This window comes from Catonella morbi ATCC 51271, assembly GCF_000160035.2.
Taxonomy (GTDB): Bacteria; Bacillota; Clostridia; order Lachnospirales; family Lachnospiraceae; genus Catonella; species Catonella morbi.
The window spans coordinates 435,907-459,825 of the sequence record NZ_KI535366.1 but is presented as its reverse complement, the minus strand read 5'-3'; the positions used below and the strand labels follow the sequence as shown (position 1 = coordinate 459,825).

General features: G+C 37.7%; 17 protein-coding genes. 15 read left to right on the top strand and 2 right to left on the bottom strand.

All coding sequences use genetic code 11. The features are described from left to right. Positions 1-341: 341 nt before the first annotated feature. The 9 genes from lon to GCWU000282_RS02045 all read left to right on the top strand — a co-directional run bounded on the left by lon (position 342) and on the right by GCWU000282_RS02045 (position 10,770). Positions 342-2,747, top strand: a complete 2,406-nt coding sequence (gene lon / locus GCWU000282_RS02085; RefSeq protein ID WP_023353334.1) for an endopeptidase La — start codon at positions 342-344, stop codon at positions 2,745-2,747. Positions 2,748-2,843: 96 nt separating this feature from the next. Beyond that, on the top strand, positions 2,844-3,557 hold the full coding sequence (locus GCWU000282_RS02080; RefSeq protein WP_023353333.1) for an adaptor protein MecA: 714 nt from the start codon (positions 2,844-2,846) through the stop codon (positions 3,555-3,557). 105 nt (positions 3,558-3,662) lie between these two features. Beyond that, complete coding sequence (gene serS, locus GCWU000282_RS02075; protein ID WP_023353332.1) at positions 3,663-4,949, top strand: serine--tRNA ligase; 1,287 nt, start codon at positions 3,663-3,665, stop codon at positions 4,947-4,949. 127 nt (positions 4,950-5,076) lie between these two features. Beyond that, positions 5,077-5,904, top strand: coding sequence for a DUF5685 family protein (locus GCWU000282_RS02070; RefSeq protein WP_023353331.1), 828 nt, complete (start codon positions 5,077-5,079; stop codon positions 5,902-5,904). Continuing rightward, positions 5,891-6,550, top strand: coding sequence for a J domain-containing protein (locus GCWU000282_RS02065; RefSeq protein ID WP_023353330.1), 660 nt, complete (start codon positions 5,891-5,893; stop codon positions 6,548-6,550). The genes GCWU000282_RS02070 and GCWU000282_RS02065 overlap by 14 nt, the downstream gene beginning before the upstream one ends. Further along, complete coding sequence (locus tag GCWU000282_RS02060) at positions 6,535-7,071, top strand: hypothetical protein (RefSeq protein ID WP_156913102.1); 537 nt, start codon at positions 6,535-6,537, stop codon at positions 7,069-7,071. The genes GCWU000282_RS02065 and GCWU000282_RS02060 overlap by 16 nt, the downstream gene beginning before the upstream one ends. After that, complete coding sequence (locus tag GCWU000282_RS02055) at positions 7,068-7,907, top strand: leucine-rich repeat domain-containing protein (RefSeq protein WP_023353328.1); 840 nt, start codon at positions 7,068-7,070, stop codon at positions 7,905-7,907. Before GCWU000282_RS02060 ends, GCWU000282_RS02055 begins: the two co-directional genes overlap by 4 nt. Position 7,908: 1 nt before the next feature. Continuing rightward, positions 7,909-9,237, top strand: a complete 1,329-nt coding sequence (locus tag GCWU000282_RS02050) for a vWA domain-containing protein (protein WP_023353327.1) — start codon at positions 7,909-7,911, stop codon at positions 9,235-9,237. An 18-nt stretch (positions 9,238-9,255) separates the two neighbouring features. After that, entirely contained in the window at positions 9,256-10,770 is a 1,515-nt protein-coding gene (locus GCWU000282_RS02045) for an ATP-binding protein (RefSeq protein WP_023353326.1), read from the top strand. A 143-nt stretch (positions 10,771-10,913) separates the two neighbouring features. Here the strand turns inward: GCWU000282_RS02045 and GCWU000282_RS02040 are convergent, their stop codons facing one another. Then, complete coding sequence (locus GCWU000282_RS02040; protein WP_023353325.1) at positions 10,914-12,734, bottom strand: GHKL domain-containing protein; 1,821 nt, start codon at positions 12,732-12,734, stop codon at positions 10,914-10,916. After that, positions 12,731-13,462 carry a LytR/AlgR family response regulator transcription factor gene (locus GCWU000282_RS02035; protein WP_023353324.1) on the bottom strand — a complete coding sequence of 244 codons (732 nt, stop codon included), beginning with the start codon at positions 13,460-13,462 and terminating at the stop codon, positions 12,731-12,733. The genes GCWU000282_RS02040 and GCWU000282_RS02035 overlap by 4 nt, the downstream gene beginning before the upstream one ends. 218 nt (positions 13,463-13,680) lie before the next feature. Between GCWU000282_RS02035 and GCWU000282_RS02030 the strand changes: the two genes are divergently transcribed. The 6 genes from GCWU000282_RS02030 to GCWU000282_RS02005 all read left to right on the top strand — a co-directional run bounded on the left by GCWU000282_RS02030 (position 13,681) and on the right by GCWU000282_RS02005 (position 23,871). Continuing rightward, positions 13,681-14,649 (top strand): hypothetical protein, encoded by a 969-nt coding sequence (locus GCWU000282_RS02030; RefSeq protein WP_023353323.1) that lies wholly within the window; start codon positions 13,681-13,683, stop codon positions 14,647-14,649. A gap of 272 nt (positions 14,650-14,921) precedes the next feature. Continuing rightward, positions 14,922-15,152, top strand: coding sequence for an RpnC/YadD family protein (locus tag GCWU000282_RS02025; protein ID WP_156913101.1), 231 nt, complete (start codon positions 14,922-14,924; stop codon positions 15,150-15,152). A gap of 193 nt (positions 15,153-15,345) precedes the next feature. Beyond that, a complete protein-coding gene (locus GCWU000282_RS15700) occupies positions 15,346-19,965 on the top strand; it encodes an InlB B-repeat-containing protein (protein WP_051384104.1) in 4,620 nt (1,539 codons plus the stop codon). Between the two features lie 227 nt (positions 19,966-20,192). Continuing rightward, positions 20,193-21,548, top strand: coding sequence for an ATP-binding protein (locus GCWU000282_RS02015; protein WP_023353320.1), 1,356 nt, complete (start codon positions 20,193-20,195; stop codon positions 21,546-21,548). A gap of 139 nt (positions 21,549-21,687) precedes the next feature. Further along, positions 21,688-22,566 carry an ROK family protein gene (locus tag GCWU000282_RS02010; protein ID WP_023353319.1) on the top strand — a complete coding sequence of 293 codons (879 nt, stop codon included), beginning with the start codon at positions 21,688-21,690 and terminating at the stop codon, positions 22,564-22,566. A 27-nt stretch (positions 22,567-22,593) separates the two neighbouring features. Beyond that, on the top strand, positions 22,594-23,871 hold the full coding sequence (locus GCWU000282_RS02005) for an adenylosuccinate synthase (protein WP_023353318.1): 1,278 nt from the start codon (positions 22,594-22,596) through the stop codon (positions 23,869-23,871). Positions 23,872-23,919 lie beyond the last annotated feature (48 nt).

The window sequence follows — 23,919 nt, the reverse complement described above, 5'->3', positions numbered from 1 at the left end:
TCTTAGGATGAAATGCTAAAATACAGAGAACTAATTAAAATACAAGATAACAACTAAAATATATCCCCTTAATAGGTAGTGTAATAAACTGCTTACTAAGGGGATTTTTAGCTATAACTCCTATGTTTATCAAACTATAATTATATAGTTGGTGGGAGTGAATTTCATTATAAATTAAGAAGCATACAAGATTTGCTTACACAGTATTTACACAAACAAGTGTTAATATTTATTCAAGTAAGAGACAAATCAAAAAGTTAGCCTAAAACCTTGACAAATACCCGACAAATGGTATCATTTTATAGATTAGATTAAGTAAAAAGGAAGAATGGGGGTGTAAGATGTTAGTTATACCTATTTATAATACAATAATATTACCGGATGTACAATACAACCTTGAGCCGGATTCTTTGACTGAAAGAGAAAAGAGTTCGCTTAGGTTAGAAGATACAGTAATTCTTTTGCCGCTTAAAGAAGAGAAAACAAGAGAAGAATTAAAAGCAGAAGATTTTTATCCGATTGGCTTAATCGGAATTATCAAAGGAATCAGAAATAACGACGGAGATTTTATTATAGCGGTCAGAACTGATGTGAAGGTAAAGACCTATAATGTTTCTGCCAACAGAGAGGTGCTTTCTGCCGACTATGAGGTAGTTTATGATGAAGCGGATATAGATGAGAGGGAGCAGAGAGCAGTATTTAATATGGTAATCGAGAACCTGGCACAGATTTCTTCGTATTTTCAGTGGGGAAGCTGGGCTATGCGGTTTTCTGAGAAGCTTGACAATGTAAATGAGGTTATAAGTATAGTAGGACCTTATACAGATTTAACTGCCGCTGAAAAATATGCCATGCTGGAAACTGATTCGCTTATGGAAAGGTATCATCTCATTTCGGAGGCTATGCTTAAATATAAGGATCTTGTAGAACTTCAGGTAGATATAAACAAGAAGATTCAGGATAAGCAGGGAGATAATTACAGGGAAAACATGATCAGAAGGCAGATAGATCTGCTTAATGATGAACTTTCTGAATATAATCCTGATGAGACCTCAGATATAAAAAGACTTGAAGGAAAGATTGAAGAAGCAGGCTTTCCGGAGGAAGTTAAAACAGAGATAGACAGGGTGTTTAATAAGTTCAAACAAATGGGAAGCGATGATCATGAATATGGTTCTACCTTAGAATATCTTGAATTTGTTACTGCACTTAGCTGGAAAACACCCGAAGATACAGAGATAGATATTAAGAAAGCCAAGGAAATACTTAACAAGAGCCACCATGGACTTAAAAAACCGAAGGAAAGAGTAATAGAACAGATAGCTGTTATGGCATTAAAGAAGCAGAATGCCGGATCTATTATTTTATTTACAGGTGCACCCGGTACGGGGAAGACCAGTATGGGTAAGGCTATAGCCGAGGCTTTGGGAAGAAAGTACATCCGTATAAGTCTTGGCGGTATAAAGGACGAGGCTGAGGTAAGAGGACATAGGAGAACTTATATAGGAGCTATGCCGGGACGGATAATGGAAAGTATCAAGCGTTCAGGTGTAAACAATCCTGTCATTGTGCTTGATGAGATAGATAAATTAGGTTACGGAAGCTTTAACGGAGATCCTGAAAGTGCACTTCTTGAAGTCCTTGATCCTGAGCAGAATGTGACATTTACAGACCACTATATGAATGTGCCTTATGACTTGTCTAAAGTGCTTTTTATTTGTACTGCCAATAATATAGATGAAATGAGCGATCCTTTGCTCGACAGAATGGAAATTATAGAGCTTTCGGGTTATACTGCCGAGGAAAAGTTTCATATAGCCAAAGAACATCTTATGGCAAAGTCTCTTGAAGAAGCCGGGCTTTTGAAGAAAAATATAGGGATTTCAGATGCGGTACTTAAAAACATAATTGCAAACTACACTATGGAAGCAGGTGTCAGAGGGCTCAAGAAGCAGATAGATAAGCTTATGAGACAGGCTGCGGTGAAAATCCTTGAAAAAGAAATAGAAAAAGTAGTTATTAAAAAGGAAGATTTGCCTAAGCTGCTTGGCAATAAAAAGGCCTTACATGATAAGGTGCTTAAACATAACATTCCGGGTGTGGTAACAGGGCTCGCGTGGACCCAGGCGGGTGGTGAGATACTTTTTATAGAGACTACGGCTTTATCCGGTACAGGACAGATAGTAATTACAGGGCAGCTCGGAGATGTAATGAAGGAGTCGGCAACAATAGCTGTGAACCTTGCAAAGTCATTATTATTTGATAAAAAGATTGACTTCAGAGACAAAGACATACATATTCATGTGCCGTCAGGTTCTGTGCCTAAGGATGGCCCATCGGCAGGTATTACCATGTTTACGGCAATAACCTCTTTGGTGCTCGGAATAAAGGTAAATCCTGAACTTGCAATGACAGGTGAAATTTCGCTTCGCGGACAGGTGCTTCCTATAGGCGGGCTGCCTGAGAAGTTGATGGCGGCAGAAAGGGCAGGGATAAAGAAGGTATTGATTCCTCTTACAAATAAGGAAGATCTGATAGATGTTCCTGAAAGTACCAAAAAATCTCTGGAGATAGTACTTGTGGATACGGTTACAGATGTAGCAAGAGAGGCTCTCGGGCTTTCGCTGCATCCTAACAACAAAGGCTTTTTCAAGGAAGATAGCAAAAAGAAGAAAAATGAAGACAAAGATAAGTTGGAGATACCTGTTAAGAGAAAAAACAAGAATTCGGATTTTATTACCAATTAAGATTATTGTCATTTAAAATACCTTGAAAAAACCTTAGAAATATGCCATTATAAAGGAAAAAAGATAAGTAAACCGCTCACACAAAGAAGGTAGTGAATGAAATTTATAAGATTAAATAAGGGAACTGTCAGATGTATTCTTACAGAGGAAGACATGGAAGAGTACGGAATCGGCATAGATGACTTTATAGAACAAAGTGATCAGGCTTCTGACTTTATCCATGAACTTCTTGAAAGAGCAGGTGCAGAAGTAGGAGATATTTCTAAAAGTGGCATGGTCACTCTCGGAATAATGCAGATGCCGGGCGGAAAGGTGTCTATTACCATTACTGATGCAGGTATGGAAGATATCGTGGAAGGCGGCCTGGCAGAAAGACTTGAAACATTATTTAAGAAAATGTCAAAAGTAGATCAGCTCCGACAGGTCATCAGCGAGATGGGTGCTGCCAGGGAGAATGCGGAAGAGGAAGAAAAGACTCCGGAAAAGTTAATTACAGACTCTATTGCCGGGCTGGATGGAGAAAAAACAACTACAGTATTGCATTTTGATGCTCTTGATGATATAACTGAATATGCAAAATCAATTTCTTATGGGAGACCGGTTAAGAGTGATTTGTATAAGGTAGATGACGGATATGTTTTGGTTGTACACAAGGCATCCATGTCAACTGTTTCTTATGCCAAGATTTGCTTTATGGCGATAGATTTCGGTGCTAAGATTAAAAATCTGCCTGCAATAGAAGCTTATCTTATGGAACATGGCAACCTGTTAGTGGCAAGAAAAGCAATCCAGGTTATGAAAAATATTTAAAATATAAGAGTCAAAAGACTTAAGCCCTGTGCAAGCTTGCTTGTAAGAGGGTTTATAGTCTTTTGAGCTGTATTTACAAAAAATAAACAATATAGGAGAGACATTATGTTAGATATCAGATTCGTCAGAGAAAACCCGGACGCAGTAAAACAGAACATAAGAAATAAGTTTCAGGATGATAAGCTTCCTTTGGTGAATGAAGTAATAGAGCTTGATGAAAAAAGCAGGGAGTTAAAAACCAAGGGTGATATTCTTCGTGCAGAAAAAAACAAACTGAGCAAGCAAATCGGAGCTTGTATGGCACAGGGTATGAAGGATGAAGCAGAGGAGCTTAAGAGAAGGGTCAGTGCTGATGCAAAAGAGCTTGAGGCCATGGAAAAGGAACAGGCTGAACTTGATGAGAAAATCAAGAAGATCATGATGACCATACCTAACATAATTGATGCAAGTGTTCCGATAGGCAGGGATGACTCACAGAATGTAGAAGTTCAGAAGTTTGGTGAGCCTAAGGTGCCCGATTTCGAAATTCCTTATCATACCCAGATTATGGAAAGCTTTAACGGTATAGATCTTGAAAGTGCAGGCAGGGTTGCGGGTAACGGTTTCTATTATCTTATGGGAGATATCGCGAGACTTCATTCTGCTGTACTTAGCTATGCAAGAGACTTTATGATAGACAGGGGCTTTACCTACTGTGTACCTCCTTTTATGATTAGAAGTGATGTAGTTACGGGAGTTATGAGCTTTGCTGAAATGGACGCTATGATGTATAAGATTGAAGGTGAGGATCTTTATCTTATCGGAACCAGTGAGCATTCTATGATAGGTCGTTTTATTGACCGGATGCTTGATGAGGAGAGCCTTCCTCAGAAATTTACCAGTTATTCACCTTGCTTTAGAAAAGAAAAAGGTGCGCACGGTATAGAAGAAAGAGGAGTTTATCGTATACATCAGTTTGAAAAACAGGAAATGATAGTAGTATGTAAGCCTGAAGAAGCTATGAAATGGTACGATAAAATGTGGCAGAATACAGTAGACCTTTTTAGAAGCCTTGATATTCCTGTAAGAACCTTAGAGTGCTGTTCAGGTGATCTTGCTGATCTTAAGGTAAAATCTGTCGATGTGGAAGCTTGGAGCCCAAGACAGCAGAAGTATTTTGAAGTAGGAAGCTGTTCAAACCTCGGCGATGCACAGGCAAGGAGACTTCGTATAAGAGTACGCAATAAGAATGGTAATTATTTTGCAACAACCCTTAACAATACAGTTGCGGCACCTCCTCGTATGCTTATAGCTTTTCTCGAAAATAACTTAAATGAAGATGGAAGTGTAAATATTCCTGAAGTTTTAAGACCTTATATGGGGGGCAAGGAAAAACTTGTGCCTAAGAAGTAAGCGGTAAGTACTTGTAAGTATTTCTTAAGAATAAAATTTCTCCGTTTTAATTGACATTGATGGATATTAGGGTTAATCTTATCTTGTCGGTTAATTCGGAGATTTTTTATTTGTAATTTGGAGGGATATGTACGGATATGTAAATGTTAATAAAATGGAGTTGAAAATGAAAGAGTTTTACGAGTTTAAGGGGTTTTACTGCGGACTCTGTGAGACTCTGGGAGAAAGGTATGGTGTCAGAGGAAGATTTTCGCTTTCCTATGATATGACATTTCTGATAGTACTTTTAACTTCGCTTTATGAGCCGGAGATTATAATAAAAAATAAACGCTGTATGGTACATCCTCTCCGTAAAAGCCTCGTAATTACAAATAAATTCAGCGAGTATGCAGCTGATATGAATATAATTTTGGCTTATGAACATTTTGCCGATGATTATAAAGATGAAAAGAAGCTTAAGGCGGCAGCAGGGCTGTTGGCATTTAAACATTCATATAAAAAGGCAGCGGATAAATACGAAAGACAGGTTAAAGTTATAAAAAAAGAACTGGGAGAACTTAGCAGGCTTGAAGCAGAGGCTTGTGAAGATATTGAAGAAGTGGCAGGGACTTTCGGAAGGCTGATGGCTGAGATTTTTGTATATGAAAAAGATAACTGGGAAGAAGATTTAAGGAGAATCGGATTTTTTATAGGGAAATTCATCTATATAATGGATGCCTATGAAGATGTTAAAGAAGATGTGAAGAGGGGAAATTATAACCCTTTTAGGAATATTTACAAAGAAGATAATTTTAAAGAAAATGTAAGAACTATGCTTGAAATTACGCTTGGCGAGTGTGCGGCTGCATTTGAAAGACTGCCGCTTATAAAGGATATCGACATTTTAAGAAATATATTGTATGATGGAGTTTGGTCAAAGTTTGAGACAGGAGGAGAGATAAATGAATCCGTATGAGGTACTTGGCATATCAAGTAATGCCGATCTTGAAGAGATAAAGAAAGCTTACAGAGAGCTTAGCAGGAAGTATCATCCCGATTCTTATGCAGGTAATCCGCTTGCTTCACTTGCAGAGGAGAAATTTAAGCAGGTTCAGGAAGCTTACGACACTATTATGAAAGAAAGAAACAGTGGACATAGCTATTCCGATTCATATAACAGAACTGATACATATGACAATAGGAGCTCATATAATAATTCGTATAACAATACAAATTATTACGGTGGTGATACCGGTGAAATGGCTGAGGTCTATTATCTTCTTAACAGAAGAGCTTACAGTCAGGCACTCAGAATCCTTGAAGGTATGAGGGACAGAAATGCCAGATGGTATTACTTCAGTGCGATTGCCCAGGTAGGACTCGGAAATACTATGCGTGGCATAGAATTTGCAAAGACTGCAGTAGCTATGGAGCCCGGAAATATGGACTATCAGAATCTGGTAAATCAGTTAAGTTTTCAAAGTAACAGATATACAACTGTAAGAAATAATTACAGAGGTGGGAGAAGCACCTTAGATGATGCTACAAATATGCTCTGTAACCTCTGGTGTGCAGATACACTTTGTGAATGTATGGGAGGAGATTTGTGTTCATGCATGTAAATGTGAAAGAATTAGTGTATGCGGGACTTTGCCTTGCAATTTCGATGGTTTTAATTCTGCTTGAAGGCGTATTCGGAATGAGTACGCTTTTTTTACTGAGTCTGTCAGGATTTTTTGCGGGAATAGTAATCAGGGAATCCGGATTTAAAATGGGAGCCGCCTATATTGTATCTTCTTTAGCACTTGTTTTTTTTATAGCTCCGGATAAAATTAAAATAATAACTTATGCAGTGGTGGAAATTTATATATTCGCAAGGGAAGGTATATGGGAATTGCTTGCAAAAAGAGAAATTAAAGATATTAAAAAGACTAATCTGGTATATATTTTCTCAAAGCTCATTGTGTTTAACCTGCTTACCATCCCTATGATATTAATATTTCCTCAGTTATTTTTAACACAGACAGATATAAAATGGATACTGATAGGGATAGCGGCAATCCAGCCGGCATGGTTTATAGGAGATAGAGCCTATGATGCATTTCAGATAGGGATATGGAACAGGATTAAAGGTTTGATATGATATTAAATAAATATTTGGGAAGTGCCTACAATGTGGCAGAACTTAATGAGGCTCTCTATGAAGGCGAGGGTGAAGTGACTAAGGTAGCTGCTTATGCATTTAAGGAACACAGGGAGCTTACAGAGGTAAATCTGCCTGAAAATGTAGAAGAAGTAGGAAATAATGCTTTCTACAACTGTAGAAATCTATTGAAGTTTACATTTTTTGATAAAGTAGCAAGCTTTGGAGACGGGGCATTTCGTAATTGCGGTAAACTTGATTATATAGAAGTAAAAAGGGCAGGTGGCAGTCTTAGAGGGCTTAAGGAGATACTTTTTGCCATGTCAAAAAGCGTGACGGTTTCAGTATATGGGAATGAACTTTTTTTCCCGCATTTTCAACCGGAATTCCAAGATAATGTGGGAGCCAAGATAGTGGCTGAGATTATGCACGGAGCGGGAATGAATTATAGGGAATGTGTGAGCAGGGAAGGCATTGATTATGTGAAATATGATACCCAGTTTACCATTCAAAAATATTCTATGGAGTTAAATGAAGCGGTTGAGGTCTGTAAGGCCAGACTTATTTATCCGGTAGAGTTAAAAGAAGAAAAAAGAGCGGAATATCTTGAATTTCTTATAAATAATAAGAAAGCTCTATTAACTGAGGTTGCACTTAACAGAGACAGTGCTTCGGTTACAGCCTATATAAATGCGGGAATATTTGATACTAAAGAAGCTGCGGATGAGGCTGCCGATTTCTTCTGTGAAAATGATTTTGCGGAAGGTGTTAATATAATGATTGATTACAGGAATAAAAATTTTAAGAAAACAAGCATAATGGATATGGAAATTTAAAATGGGAAGAAGCAATAAGGAATGGGAAAATCTTGGACTTAAGATATTTAATGCAGCTAAAAATGAGTTGTATCTGTCTATGCGTTATCTTTATCCTGCACTTGACGGACTGACCATAGTGCCTGACCTGAGGGTAGACTTTCTTGCTACAGATGGGGGAAAGCTGTATTTTGTGCCTATGCTTTCGGCTGAGAAATATATGGAGAATCCTTTGCTTATAAACAGGGCTTATCTTCATAGTGTACTTCATTGCCTGTTTGGACATATGTACAGAAGGGAAGGCAGAGATGAGGATATATGGAACTTAGCCGCAGATATTATGGTAGAGGGCATTATAGATGAGATGGGGGTTGCAAGTGTGGAAATGGTCGTTCCCCCGCTTAAAGAAGAAGCTACAGCAAGGATAGCAAGGGAATGCAAGATATTTTCAGCTGAATACATTTACGATTATTTGAAGAAAAACAAAGAAGATATACTTGCTCTTGAAAATTTTTATAAGGTGGATGACCATTCACTTTGGACTGGTAAAAATAATGATGAAAATAAAACCGATAAAGATAAAAAAGAAGAAAATGCACGAGAAGAGGAACTTTGGAAGGATGTAAGTACAAAGATTCAGACCGAGATTGAAACTTATTCAAGAAGTATAGGTATTGAAAATACAAAACTTTATCAAAGCCTTGTGACCAAAAACAGAGAAAAAGTATCTTATACAGACTTTTTAAGGAAATTTAAAGAGCCTGTTGAAGAAATTAAGCTGGATTTTGAAACATTTGATTATGGTTTTTATAATTATGGGCTGAGACTTTACGGCAATATGCCGCTTATAGAGGAGCCGGAGTACAGGGTTTCTGAAGCGGTTAAAAATTTTGTGGTTGTAATAGATACCTCCGGCTCGGTAAGCAGGGAGATTGTTACAGGTTTTTTAGAAGAAACTGTTAATATTCTTACCGAAGAAAGTACAGGGGAAGACTTTGGCATAACCAAACAATGCGTGATAATTCAGTGTGATAATCAGATTCAGGATGTGAAGGTACTGAAGAGCAAAGATGAATTAGAGCTGTATATTAGGGAGTTTGAAATAATCGGGCGTGGCGGTACGGATTTTAGGGTAGCTTTTAGCTATATAGCTGAGGAAGTAAAAGCAGAGAGGATGAGCAAGCCTTCGGGATTGATTTATTTTACGGACGGATATGGAACTTATCCTGAAATGAAGCCTGAATATGATGTGGTCTTTGTTTTTCCGGAAACTGCTTATCCTGATGGAAAACTGCCTTATTTAAGTACAGAATTTCCGGTTTGGGCTATGCATTTGGTTGTAAATGTTTAATTTTAGAAAGGTAAAGACATGAATATAGAAGCAGCAAAGACAGAAATAAAGCGTACTTTGGCATTATATTTGGAAAAGGATGAGATGGGAAACTATCTGCTTCCGAGGGTGAAGCAGCGTCCGTTATTTTTGGTAGGACCTCCGGGAGTGGGAAAGACTGCCATTATGGAGCAGGTGGCGGCAGAAGAAGGGGTTGCGCTGGTTTCTTATACTATTACCCATCATACAAGGCAGAGTGCGGTGGGACTTCCTTTTATTAAGGAAAGAGAGTATGACGGGAAAATGTATTCTACTACCGAATACACTATGAGTGAGATTATAGCAAGCATTTATGAGAGTATAGAACAGACCGGAATCAGAGAAGGAATCCTGTTCCTTGATGAAATAAACTGTGTGTCTGAAACCCTTGCACCTATGATGCTTCAGTTTTTACAGGAAAAAAAGTTTGGTAATTTCAGTGTGCCAAAGGGCTGGATTATAGTTACGGCAGGCAATCCTGCAGGTTATAACAAGTCTGTGAGAGAATTTGATACTGTAACCTTGGACAGAATAAGGCAGATAACCATAGAAGCAGAATACAGCGTATGGAAGAACTATGCAATAAAGCAGGGGGTACATCCTGCGATTATGAGCTTCTTAGAGATTAAAAAAGAAAATTTTTATCATATGGAGACAACTGTAGAAGGAAAACGCATAGTTACACCAAGAGGCTGGGAAGATTTTTCTGTGCTTCTCCGGGGTTATGAAAGAAAAGGCTTTGAAATAACTAATGAGGTGGCTCTTGAGTTTATAAAGGATAAGAGGATAGCTGTAGACTTTGTTAATTTCCTTGAACTTTACCGTAAGTATGAGAATAAATACAGGATTAAAGATATACTGGAAAACGGAGATATAGGTGCAGAACTTCCGGGTTATGAAGGTGCGGGCTTTGATGAGAAGATAAGCGTGGTTTCTATGATGCTTTCGGGACTTAATAATTATTTTATAAAGACTTACAGAGAAGAAGAATATATTAAACGTTTGTTTAATGTACTTAAGAAGGCTAAGGAAGAAGAGGGATACAGAACTGTATGTGAGCTTTACGATAATGAAAGAAAAGAATATGAAAAACTGACTCTTGGAAGAGCCTTAGACAAAGTGCGGGACAAAATATATGTTAAGACAATAAGTAAGCTTGCTGAACTTATAAAGCTTGGCGAAGGTATTGATGAGGAAGTTTTTGCAGGTGAAATGTCAGCATTTTTTGCAAGGGAAAAGAAAACGGTGCTTGAAACCACGGAAAAGGCAGAAAAGGCACTTTCAAATGCGGTCAATTTTATGGAGAGATATTTTACCCCTGCTGATGACAGTGAGGAACTTGTTGTAGCTTCAGGCTCAGAGATGGTTTATTTTATCTCGGAACTTGAAACCAATTATTACAGTATGAACTTTATAAGAGAACATTCAAGTGTGGATATAAAGAAATATGGCAAGCTGCTCAAAACTTCTGCAACAAGGGATAAGCTGATGAGTGAAATAAGAGATGAGCAGTAATATATTTGCAAGAAACCGGAGCAATCCTATATCAGTGGGGCTGTCGCAATAAGTAAAAGTACAACAAGAAATAGTAAATTTGTCATCAAATTATCACTGTATTTTGAGTATTTCATTCTTAATGCAACAGTCCCTAATCATTTTTATATGCCTTCTATACTCATATATACAGACGACTGAAAATATTCGCCTTTTCCCTCAAACTTCGCATCTCCATGATACTTTCTTGCAACAGACTGTATAGAAGAAAGACCTATGCCGAAACCGTCTCTTTTGGTGGAACGAAATCGCCCATCTACAGATATAAAATTTCCGTCATAAGAATTATCCATAGTGATAACAAATGTATCATATCTTACGCCGCTGCATATTCTTATAAATCTTTTATCATTATCTGTTTTCCTGCAGGCATAAGTAGCATTTTCAAGCAGATTGCCAAATATTACCGAAAGCTCACTGTTAAAGCCGGTATTTTCTATATTAGGCACAACGAGCCTGGTAGTAAATGTAATGTTCTCATCCTTGCATATAGCAGCATAATGAGAAATGATTGCATTTACAGCAGTATTTTCGCAGTATCTTTCCTGTGGTTTTGGAACATTGTCTATGAGCGAGTTTATGTAACTGTCAAGCTCACCATTTGCGCTATCTGCAAGCTCTTTGATGGTGATTAGATGGTGACGGAGGTCATGTCTCTGTTTTTTAAGAGCTTTTTCACTATTTGCAATCAATTCGTTATACTTTCTCTGCTCGTCCATTTGTATTCTTATAAATTCAAGTTCTGAGGTAAGTTTTTCATTATCATTTTTTATTTTGGCTGTATCTCTTGTATAAAAGCCTATGATAAATCCCATTACCATAATGAACAGCAGGATTCCGTATTGAAATAATGAAGCAAGCTTGTAAGTAAATCTGAAATAATAGTTTGTAACTTCAATAAGTGCGGAAATTGCCAAAATCATTATAGGAAGGATGAACCTTTTTGCCTGTAAACTGTCATTTTTAAATGCTTCATAGAGGATGAAAAACAAAAGAAGAGAAAGTGCACAAGGATTAATAATATGGAAGGCATACATACTGCTCGACAGAGGATATATACCTAAAAGCTGTAATATTAAAGAAAGGATGGCTGCTATAGTTATAAAAGCCGAGATTATATATAGCGGTTTTGGATTTTTAAAATCAACCGATGCAAGGGTAAGGTGTATCAGAGGTACAGTTAAAGTAAAAAGCCCTAGGAATGCGCAAAGGTAGAGAAAAGTCGGATTCTTAATTACTAAGGCTGTGAGAGTGGTTTCTCCAAATGCCCAAACTCCTGATGTAAGGGCAAATATGCCAAGCCAAAAAAATATAAGGCTTATTTTCTTTTCAAAAAATTTAAGTATGAAGGAAATTACAATAAGAGATATGCTTGTTCCGATTTCAACAATGGCAAGCAAAAATATATATCTGTACTCTGTTATCCTATCCTGAAATATAGACTTGATAGAGCCTATAATCGGAGGATATATAGTCATGGAGCCGCGGGTTTTGGGAGAGAGAAATTCGATTTTAAGTTCAGTTTTTTTGTTCCGTACAGCTGGTTCCGCTATAAATACTTCAGTGGCAGGATCTCTCATAAAAGACGGATAGGTTTCTTTCTTTCCGAACTTATAAATCTCTATATCGTCAGTATACACTGTTGCAGGCGTATATGCGGTTTTTACATAGATGAAATCCTCTTTTTTAGGATAAATATAAGCTCTGACAGTAACAGGAGTTTCGGAGGTTATGCCGGTAAGAGTATATGGAAGTGTGGTATCTTTTTCGACACCGTTTATAATCAGCTTTACGTTTTTGATGTAAGAAGCTTCGGGCAGCCCTGTTTGGTACATATTAAACCCAAATGATGAGAAAATTGCGATTATTGTAAGTAAAACTAAAATAATCTGTAAAGAAATAAAAAATTTAGTATTTATCTTCAATTCATAAGCCCCCTTGTACGGTTAAATAAGTAATTTTCCAAAGTATTTTTAGCTTTTGTCAATAATTCTCTGCGTATGGGAACATTGGCATGGTTTACCATTGCAAAGCATTTGAGCTCAGTATCAATATATCTCACAAAAGAAAGGTTAACCGCAAAACTTTTGTGAGGGATGAAAAACTGTTTTTCAAGAAGCTGCTCATTTAAATCAGAAAGTTTCCCATATATGTACACATCCTCGTTATTATTTATACAAATAAATATTTTATGTACCTGCTGTTCAATATAAATAATATCCGCAAAAGGAATTTTTTGTAAACTTCCGTTTTTTTGTACCAAAAGCGAGGGTGTATCCTGCTTTTTTAAGAGTGCCAGACTCAGTGTGTCTTCTATGTTTTCTTTTGAATAAGGTTTTTCAATATATTTTATTGCGGACAGGCGGTAGCTTTCAAGTGCATGGTCTTTGCTTGTAGTTACGAAAGCAACAGAAATATCTTTATCTTTTTTGCGAATAAGCTTTACTGTTTCTATTCCGCTTAATTCGCTATCCATATAAATATCCATAAGGATAAGGTCATACTTTCCGCGTTCAAAGACTTTGAGTAATTTTTCGCCATTTTCAAAAACGCTGTATGTGTTTTTTATACTACTCTCATCAAGTAATGCAAGCAGTCTGTTTCTTTGGTCTGTTTCATCTTCACATACTGCTATTTTTAGTACATCCGACATTTTAATGCTCCATTCTTTTTATAAACAACAATAAAAGTATATCATACCATCACATTTTATTCAATTTGTCAACTACGAAATATGTCATCCAAATAGGAAGGAAGGTTATTGATATTCTTGAAATAATTCATGTTACTGCTTTAGAGTAGGATAAAGTATATTGTATAAAACTGCTTAGTGAGTTATAATATAGATATAAGCAAGATAAAAAGGAGTAAATGTTAGTGGGTTTTAAAAACATGATAAAAGCAACGGATATAAATGCACAGTATGATGCAAGTGCAAAGCGATTGCTTGGAAATAAGAGTATATTAGCTCATATATTGGTAAAAGCGGTAAGTGAATTTAGGGGAATGAAGTGGGAAGAGGCAGTTAAGTTTATTGAAGGAGAACCATATATAAGCCTTGTACCTGTAGAACCGGGGCTTACCAATGTAGAGATTAAAAGTAACGGAGAAAGGCTGGTTGGGCTTAATACGGAAGACTGTGAGATAAATGAAGGGCTTGTAAGATTTGATATAGTTTTTTATGTAAAAATGAAAGACGGACTTTCACAGATTATCATAAATATAGAAGCACAGAAAGATGAACCTAAAGGATATGAGATATTGAACAGGGCAATCTTTTATGTAAGCAGGCTTATTTCATCTCAGAAAGAAAGAGATTTTGAGAATTCTCATTATGATGATATTAAACGGGTATACTCTATATGGGTATGTATGAATATGAAAGAGAACAGTTTAAGTCATATACACCTTACAAGAGAGGATCTTGTAGGAAGGTATGATTGGAAAGGCAAGATGGATCTTTTTAATATCGTAATGATAGGTTTGACAAGAGAACTTCCGGAAAATAATGAAGTATATGAACTGCATAGACTTTTGGGAGCATTACTGTCCGGAAAACTTACGGCAGATGAAAAAATAAACATAATTGAAAATGAATATGAGATTAATGTTGAGGATAATCTAAGAAAGGACGTGAGCGACATGTGTAACCTGAGTCAGGGACTTGTAGAGGAAGGAATAGCAGAAGGAATAGCGAAAGGAATAGTAGAAGGAAGAGCAGAAATTATCATTAAAATGTACAATAAGGGTTTTACAGTAGAAGAGATAGCAGAAACAATAGACAAGGATGTAGAAGAAGTTAAGGAGATAATTGAGGCAAAAACCTTGTCATTGGTTTAGATTTAAGTTATGTTGAACGAAATTTCAGGACAAACACATTTTAACCAATTTATCAACTACGAATTTTGTCATCCAAAATGACATTTTTCGTAGTTTTTGCTTTCAAATTTATTATAATTAAGAAAAATAAAGCTATTATAAAGAGCCGGTGTATCTGTCATGTTTAAGCATTTCATGATAAAATATAAAATAGTCTAATGAATTAAGATGAAAAAATAAACATAATTAAAAATGAATATGAAATTAATGTTGAGAATAATCTAAGAAGGGATGTGAGTGATATGTGTAACCTGAGTCAGGGACTTGTAGAGGAAGGAATAGCAGAAGGAATAGTAAAAGGAAGAGCAGAAGGAATAGCAGAAGGAAAAGCAGAAGAAAGAGCAGAAATTATCATTAAAATGTACAATAAGGGCTTTACAGTAGAAGAGATAGCAGAAACAATAGATAAGGATGTGGAAGAAGTTAAGGAGATTATTGAGTCAAAAACCTTGTCGTTAGTTTAATTTAGATTTAGGCTGTGTTGGACGAAATTTCAGGGTAAGCACATTTTAACCGATTTGTCAACTACGAATTATGTCGTCCGAAATGACATTTTTCGTAGTTTTTACTTTTAAATATTTATTATAAAATGATATAGATGTAACTTGTACCATAATAATGGTGACAAGAAATTTTCTAAAACCAGGAGGTAACAAAATGTATGCTAAAAGCAGTAATGTAAAAATTTTTAGGGGGGGGGTACGGGCTTTAATAGCCTGCCTCATCGCCTTTGCGGTAGTATTTACCCAAATAAAGGTGGAAGCCTTTGCCGACACTAAAAAGGTAAGGTACTATGACAGGGATGCGAACACGGAAAAGGAAGTATCCGCAGAAGTTGTAACAGAAGATTTAAGAAATTGGGGAGCAGCAGGTGAGACAAAGTGGTATGTGGTTAAGGATAATATTACACAGGAAAATATTTTAGGCGGCGAGAACAAGAGAATTAAGGTGACAGGCGATGTCCATCTTATTTTGGCAGATAATGCAGTCCTTAGAGCCAATCCCGGAATAGAGGTATCTGAGGGGAGTTCCCTAACCATATACGCTCAGACGGCAGAGGTTACATTAAGTACAGGTAAAATAATTGCCAGCATTCAAGGAAATCCCGATAGTGCAGCAATCGGCGGAAATGAGGGCAAAGCTTGCGGTACGATTAAAATCACAGGAGGAAATATAAGTGCTGCAGTAGCCCTTGATGGAGCCGCCATAGGAGGCGGGAAAGGCGGCTCAGGCGGCACGATAACGATTACGGGAGGAGTGGTAACTGCTCAAAACTCAGGCGAAGGAGCCGTCATAGGAGGCGGCTCAGGCGGCTCAGGCGGCACGATAACGATTGACGGAGGAGCGGTAACTGCAAGCAATCATAATTCAGGAGCAGCCATAGGAGGCGGGAAAGGCGGCTCAGGCAGCACGATTACAATTAACGACGGAGTGGTAACTGCAAGCAGTCATAATTCAGGAGCAGCCATAGGAAGCGGCTCAGGCGGCACGATTACAATTAACGGCGGAGTGGTAAATGCGAGTGCTACATCAGGAGCTGCAGGCATAGGCGGAAGCGTCGGTGCATACGGAGGCACAATTACAATTAACGGCGGAGTGGTAACTGCAAACAGTAATAGTCGAGGAGCCGCCATAGGAGGCGGAGCAGGTGGAGATGGAGGCACGATAACGATTACAGGAGGAGTGGTAACTGCAAGAACGAACGGAGGTGGAGCCGGAATAGGCGGCGGCGGTTACGGTACAGGTAATAGACCCGCAGGAGCCGGCGGCACTGTAACTATTAGCGGCGGAGAAGTAACGGCAACCTCTACAGAAGCTTCAGGCATAGGCGGCGGATTAGGTGAAAAGGACAATTCTTATAATCAAGAGGACGGGGCACCGGGTTCTTTTAACACGGGAGCTGACGGCAAAGCCATTATCAAAACCAACAGTATTGCAGATAATACAAAGGAAGCAAACTGGAAAGGAACTATATTTAACGGAAATAACGGTAAGGTGTACGGCAAACAGGAATTAACCGGAGATTTGGAAATAGAAGAGGGAAAAACTCTTACAGTGCCGGAGGACGGCGAGCTTACCATTCCTTCCGGTAAAACCCTTACAAATAACGGAAACTTGGAAAATAAAGGTAAAATAACAAATAACGGCAAGATAAACAATAACAGTAAAATAAAGAATGCCGGTACAATGAGCGGTAATAGTGTAGAGGGAAGCGGACAGCTTATAGAACCTCATCCTACTCCTAAGGCGGTGATAGACTATATAGCAGAAAAGCTTACCGGGCTTAGTGTGGGCATTACCTATAAAATCACTATAAACGGCGGCAGTACGGAAGAGTTAAGCCCGCAAGCGGATGGAACAACAGCCATAAAACCTGAATGGCTCGGTAAAAGCCTATCCATAAAGGCAGAAGAGGATACTACCCATTTAGAGAGCATGGCACAAAGCCTGTCCGTTCCTGCCCGCCCCGCAGCCCCGGAAGGTCTTGAGGGTGTAAGCGAAACCGCTTTTGACAAAAAAGACGGCAAAATTACGGGAACAACAGATAAAATGCAATATATGCTTTCAGGTTCAAATGAATGGAAACAGTGTAGGGCAGGTGAGGTTTCAAATCTTGCACAGGGAAAATACCTCGTAAGGATAGCTCCTGTAATCGGAAGCGGCTTTGCAAGTGAAAGTGTAGAAGTGAGGATTAAACATAGTATACCGTTCACTGCTCCGAAAGCAAAAACAAATCTTTCCTATACAGGGGAAATGCAGGAACTTATTACTGCAGGAATGGTAAAAGCCGCCATAGGAAACTTGCAGTATAGCCTTACCGAAACGGGAGTATACAGCACAGAAATCCCAAAAGCAAAAGATGCAGGCTCGTATGAAGTATATTATAAGGTTGTAGGAACAGATAATACTTATGATTACAGCAAGGCAAAGGGCAAAGTGACTGTAATCATAGCCAAAGCCAATCAGGCTGAATTTAATATTACTAATGTTACAGGCAAAAAATACGGCGATGCCGATTTTGCATTTACAACAACAGGCGGTAGCGGAAACGGAGCAGTAACTTTCACTGTGCCTGTAAATAATGGTGTACTCTCCATAAACGGCAATACCGCAAAAATTGTAGGAGCGGGTAAGGTAACAGTTAAGGCTGTAAAAGCCGGAGATAATAACTACAATGAAATAAGTGCAGAACTTAAAATAACAATAGCAAAAGCTGCTGTACCTGTAATTACCTTCCCTACAGCAGGCAATTTAACCTATGGACAGAAATTATCTGAAAGTACTCTTACGGGCGGAAGTACCGAGTATGGAAGTTTCGCTTGGAAAAATGGCAATGTTATTCCTGCGGTAAATAATAGTACAGGCTATGAAATGGTATTTACTCCAAATGAAAAGACTAAGGGAAACTACGAAGAAATACCTGAAGCAAGTATGAAGAAGAAAGTTATTGTTACGGTGGCAAAAGCCAATCCTACTGTAAACCTTACAACGAATGTAATGGGAAATGCAGGAAACAAAACGGTTATGTTTACTATGGAGATTGAAGGAGCAAACGGTGCTGTTAAACCGAGCGGAAATGTAAAATTCTCCTATAAAACCGGCGGAAGTTTTACAGTTCTTGATACAGTAGCATTAGCAGATGGAAAAGCTACTTATAAATGGGAAAATGTAGCGGATAACGAATACGAAATTAAGGCGGAGTATGTAGGAGATAACAATTATTCTGCTATAGAGAGTGGTAACAAGATAGATACAAGGAAGAAAAACCAAAGTGACATTTCCTTTACAACTATTTCAAATAAAACTTACGGAGATGTGGAATTTACCTTATCTATCACAGGTGGAAGCGGCACAGGAGAAGTAACCTACAGCGTGCCTAATAATAACGGAGTACTTTCTATAACCGGAAATAAAGCAAAGATCATAGGAGCGGGTACTGTTGTCATAACAGCTAAAAAAGCGGCAGATACCAACTATAATGAAGCTGACAAAAGTATAAGTATCACTGTAGCGAAGAAGAAACTTAATGTTAAAGCGGAAGATAAGACTGTAGTAAAAGGTGAAGCAATGCCGGCATTTACCTACAACAAGACGGAAGTAGATAAAAACCTTGCAAGCGGAGATACCTTTAAGAATCCTGATCTTGCAGCAAGTGTAACAAATACAAACTATACAGGCGAGTATGAGATAACAGTAAGTGGCGGTGAACTTAAAAATGTGGCAAATGCAGATGTAGCAAAGAACTATATAGTTACCTACCGAAAAGGCAAACTGACCATTGTAAAAGCACTCTATGAAGTAAAAGTAATAAACGGAACAGGAAGCGGTAAGTATAGCGAGGGACAGAGGGTTAATATAACGGCAAATGACAGGTCGGGTTATACATTTACAAACTGGACAAGCTCCGACGGGGTAGTTTTTGCAAATGCTTCATCAAAAACAACAAGCTTTACAATGCCTGCAAAAGCCGTTACGGTAACAGCTAATTACAGTGCAAACGGTGGCGGTTACTCAGGTGGAGGAAGTTTTTCGGGCGGCTCATCATCTACATCACCTAAAGAAGAAAATAAAGATTCTAAAGATGATAAGAATAAAACGGCAGATTCTGATAAAACCTCTGTACCTGCAAAAGCGGAAATTAGCGTAAAAGCTAAAAAAGGAAAAAATAAAACAGCAACTGCCAAAATTTCCGAAAAGGTAGTAGAAAATGCCATTAAAAAGGCAAAAGAAGAAGTCCTGAAAAACGGTAAGAAAGCAGATAAAATAGCTCTTGAATTAAAGGTAGATATGCCAAAGGGTACTAATAAAATAAAGGTAAATCTTACCGGAAATGCTTTAGAAAGAATTGTAAATGAAGAAGTTGACAGCCTTACCATAGACAGCCTTATTTCAAAAACGGTGTTTGACAAAAAAGCCGTTTCTGAGATAAAGAAAAAGAGTAAGGGAGGTATTGTATTAAGTATCTCTCCTGTTAAAAAGCTTTCCAAACAGGCTAAAAAGCAGATAGGAAAAAGACCTGTCCTTGCCATAAGCCTAAGTTATTTAAAGGGAAAGAAAAAGATAACAAGCCTCGGAAAAGGAAAGATAACAGCTTTCATTCCTTACACACTTAATAAAAACGAAAAAGCAGACGGATTATATGCCGTATATGTTGATAAAAAAGGAAAAGTAAGGAAGATTAAAGGCTCGTATTATGACGGGGAAAACTCTGCTGTGGTATTTACCGCAGGCAGATTGGCTGATTTTGGTATAGGATATAAAAAAGAGTCAAAATAATGTAGTCGGATTAAAAAAAGAATAATTAGAGCCTGTCTGATATTTGGGCAGGCTTATCTTATATGCAGAACTACCGCCTAATGAAAAAAGTTCAGAATTATGTTACATAACTGCTATAAAAACTATGGAATTATGTTACGAATTATGTTACAAATATACTTGAAAAACCATAGAAAAATGTTACAATAATAGTAGATGAGAAAAATGCTGACATTTGGAGAGGAAAAATGTTAAAGAGAAAAGCATATGATGAACTTCTAAAATGGAAGAAAAAATCCGAAAGAAAAGCTTTGTGCATAACCGGAGCAAGGCAGATTGGGAAAACTACGCTTATAAGAGAATTTGGTAAAAATGAATATGAAAACTTTGCTGAAATAAATTTTGTAAGAGACGAAAATGCAAAAGATATTTTTAAGGGGGATTTTACATCGGAGTCTATAATTACAAATCTGACCGCTTACTTGAGAACCCCTTTAGAAAAAGGCAAGACTTTGATACTTTTTGATGAGGTACAGGAATGTCCTGATGTGAGGACTGCAATCAAGTTCTTAGTAGAGGATGGGAGATTTGATTATATTGAATCAGGTTCATTGCTTGGAATAAAGTATAAAGATATAAAATCATATCCGGTTGGCTTTGAACAAGTTCTACAGATGTATCCTTTAGATTTTGAAGAATATATGTGGGCAAACGGAGTTCAGGATAAGACAATAAAATACCTAAAAGAATGTTATCAGAAGAAAGAAAAGGTGTCAGCAGTCATACATGATACATTATGTAAGTTGTTTTACAGCTATCTTGTAGTGGGGGGGATGCCCGAAACAGTACAGATTTATGTTGATACACATGACATTTCTAAGGTAATTTCAAACCAAAACAGTATTTTAGACTTATATAGACTTGATATTGCAAAATATGCGACAGGGAATGATAAAGCTAAGATACGGGCTGTTTTTGACAGTATTCCTTCACAATTAAATGATAAAAACCGCAGATTTAAAATAAACAGTATAAGCCCTTCTGCAAGACTTTTAAGGTATGAAGAAAGCTTTAATTGGCTTGCGGATGCGGGAGTAGCTCTTCCATGCTACAATGTAGCTACGCCACAGCCACCGTTACAGCTAAATGAAAAAAGAAATCTATTTAAACTCTATGCAAATGATGTAGGATTGCTTTGTGCATCTTGTATGGAGAACATTCAGTTTGAACTGTTGATGGGCAATGTAGAAGCGAATATGGGTAGTATCTTAGAAAATGCTTTTGCACAAAACCTTAAGTCAAATGGGTTTGAGCTTCATTATTTTGATTCAAAAAAAATTGGAGAATTGGACTTTGTTTTGCAAAAAGGACTAAGCACCGGACTTGTGGAAATAAAATCGGGAAATGATTTCAAAAAACATCCGGCTATGAGACATGCATTAGCAGTAGAGCAATGGAAATTTGATGAAAGCATTGTTTTTACAAAGGCTAATGTAGAAAAGGATGGAGAGATAACATATTTGCCTTGGTACATGGTAATATTTTTCAATAATAAAGTTGAACTTAAAGAGTTGATATACTCAGTGGATTTGAGTGGATTATAGACTGTTGTGGAATCTTTATTCTGCATTTAGGCAAAATATAACTATTTTGAAATAATTACCCTTTATTATATCCAAATAAAATGTTATAATGAAAAGTAAGTTTGTCAACTTAATATTGTAAAATCCGGGAGGAAGAGAAATGAGATTAGGTGGTCTTGAAGCAGGCGGAACTAAGATGGTTATGTGTGTTGGAGATGAAAACGGTGAGATTTTCGAGCAGGTGTCCATTCCTACAAGAACTCCGGCAGAAACAATACCCGAGATTATCAAATGGTTTTCAGACAAAAACATAGATGCGCTGGGTATAGGGTGTTTTGGTCCAATAGATGTATCACCTGAATCGCCTACCTATGGGCAGATTTTAGAAACACCTAAACTTCCTTGGGTACATTATGACTTGCTTAAAGAATTACAAAAAGAATTAAAAGTTCCAATGAAGGTGGACACTGATGTAAATGCTTCCTGCCTTGGAGAAATGGTCTTTGGCTGTGCAAAAGGAATTGATTCTGTGCTCTATATGACTATCGGTACGGGAGTAGGAGTCGGAATATGTATAGGCGGAAATCTTGTTCATGGAATGCTTCATCCGGAAGCGGGGCATATTTTTATAAATAAGCATCCTGAAGACAAGGGAAACTGCATCTGTCCGTATCATGACAGTTGTTTCGAAGGCCTGGCGGCAGGTCCTTCCATAGAAACAAGATGGGGCAGGAAAGCTTATGATTTGGCTGATAATGACTTAGTATGGGAAATTGAAAGCGAATATATAGCACAGGCTCTTGTAAATTATATACTTACAGTATCTCCTAAGAAGATAATTCTTGGTGGAGGAGTTATGCATCAGGAAAGGCTTTTCCCTATGGTAAGGAAGAAAGTAACCAAAATGCTTAACGGGTATTTAAATACAAAAGAACTTAAAGATATGGATAATTATATAGTTCCAAACAGCCTGAGTGACAATCAGGGTATACTTGGTGCTATAGAGCTTGGCAGACAGGCATTAGAGGAAGCCAGATAATTTGCTATAGAGAAAGGGATAAGACAAATGGTAAGAGCAATAGTTGGAGCAAACTGGGGAGACGAAGGCAAGGGCAAACTTACGGATATGCTTGCAGAGACATCCGATATCATTGTAAGATTTCAGGGCGGAAGCAATGCAGGGCATACCATAATCAATAATTATGGGAAATTTGCCCTCCATTTACTGCCTTCGGGAGTATTTTACAATCATACTACAAGTATTATAGGTAATGGAGTTGCACTTAATATTCCTTATCTGATTAAAGAAATTAATTCTTTGGTTGAAAAGGGTGTGCCTAAGCCAAAAATACTTGTATCTGACAGGGCACAGATTATTATGCCTTACCACATTAAGTTTGATGAGTATGAGGAGGAGAGACTTGGCAAGAACTCATTCGGTTCCACAAAGTCAGGTATAGCTCCGTTTTATTCAGATAAATATGCAAAAATCGGGTTTCAGGTGTCAGAGCTTTTTGATGATGAAATTCTGAAAGATAAATTAGAAAGAGTCTGCATTCAAAAGGATGTAATCTTAGAGCATCTCTACCATAAGCCTGCTATAGATAAGGCAGAGCTGCTTAAGACTCTGAACGAATACAGAGATATGATTGCGCCTTATGTATGTGATACAGCACTTTTTATACAGAAAGCTATTAAAGAAGGGAAAAATATACTTCTTGAGGGACAGCTCGGAACACTGAAAGATCCTGATTTCGGTATTTACCCAATGGTTACCTCATCTTCAACTCTTGCTGCCTATGGAGCAATCGGAGCAGGTATACCTCCTTATGAAATTAAAGATATAATCGCTGTTGTAAAGGCTTATTCAAGTGCGGTGGGAGCGGGAGAATTTGTAAGTGAAATCTTTGGCGATGAAGCAGATGAATTAAGACGCAGAGGCGGAGACGGAGGAGAATATGGTGCTACTACAGGAAGACCGCGAAGAATGGGCTGGTTTGATGCGGTAGCAAGCCGTTACGGTGTAAGAATGCAGGGTGCTACGGAAGTGAGCCTTACTGTGCTAGATGTACTTGGATATCTTGATGAACTACCTATTTGCGTGGGTTATGAAATAGACGGAAAGGTAACAAAGGATTTCCCTGTTACGGCAGAACTTAAGAAGGCTAAGCCTGTATATGAAAAGCTTCCGGGTTGGAAATGTGAAATAAAAGGAATCAGAAAATACGAAGAACTCCCGGAAAATTGCAGGAAGTATATTGAATTCATTGAAAAAGAACTTGGAGTACCTGTTACTATGGTAAGTAACGGACCGGGAAGAGAGGATATAATTTATAAAAAATAATAAATAAATTTTATAAAAACAGCAGTAAAATTTTGATTAAAGGAGGTT

What these genes read in the sequence shown, in the direction of transcription:
- lon (WP_023353334.1), top strand. Translation starts at nt 342, where the DNA reads ATGTTAGTTATACCTATTTATAATACAATAATATTACCGGATGTACAA.
- GCWU000282_RS02080 (WP_023353333.1), top strand. Translation starts at nt 2,844, where the DNA reads ATGAAATTTATAAGATTAAATAAGGGAACTGTCAGATGTATTCTTACA.
- serS (WP_023353332.1), top strand. Translation starts at nt 3,663, where the DNA reads ATGTTAGATATCAGATTCGTCAGAGAAAACCCGGACGCAGTAAAACAG.
- GCWU000282_RS02070 (WP_023353331.1), top strand. Translation starts at nt 5,077, where the DNA reads ATGTACGGATATGTAAATGTTAATAAAATGGAGTTGAAAATGAAAGAG.
- GCWU000282_RS02065 (WP_023353330.1), top strand. Translation starts at nt 5,891, where the DNA reads ATGAATCCGTATGAGGTACTTGGCATATCAAGTAATGCCGATCTTGAA.
- GCWU000282_RS02055 (WP_023353328.1), top strand. Translation starts at nt 7,068, where the DNA reads ATGATATTAAATAAATATTTGGGAAGTGCCTACAATGTGGCAGAACTT.
- GCWU000282_RS02050 (WP_023353327.1), top strand. Translation starts at nt 7,909, where the DNA reads ATGGGAAGAAGCAATAAGGAATGGGAAAATCTTGGACTTAAGATATTT.
- GCWU000282_RS02045 (WP_023353326.1), top strand. Translation starts at nt 9,256, where the DNA reads ATGAATATAGAAGCAGCAAAGACAGAAATAAAGCGTACTTTGGCATTA.
- GCWU000282_RS02035 (WP_023353324.1), bottom strand. Translation starts at nt 13,462, where the DNA reads ATGTCGGATGTACTAAAAATAGCAGTATGTGAAGATGAAACAGACCAA.
- GCWU000282_RS02030 (WP_023353323.1), top strand. Translation starts at nt 13,681, where the DNA reads ATGTTAGTGGGTTTTAAAAACATGATAAAAGCAACGGATATAAATGCA.
- GCWU000282_RS15700 (WP_051384104.1), top strand. Translation starts at nt 15,346, where the DNA reads ATGTATGCTAAAAGCAGTAATGTAAAAATTTTTAGGGGGGGGGTACGG.
- GCWU000282_RS02015 (WP_023353320.1), top strand. Translation starts at nt 20,193, where the DNA reads ATGTTAAAGAGAAAAGCATATGATGAACTTCTAAAATGGAAGAAAAAA.
- GCWU000282_RS02010 (WP_023353319.1), top strand. Translation starts at nt 21,688, where the DNA reads ATGAGATTAGGTGGTCTTGAAGCAGGCGGAACTAAGATGGTTATGTGT.
- GCWU000282_RS02005 (WP_023353318.1), top strand. Translation starts at nt 22,594, where the DNA reads ATGGTAAGAGCAATAGTTGGAGCAAACTGGGGAGACGAAGGCAAGGGC.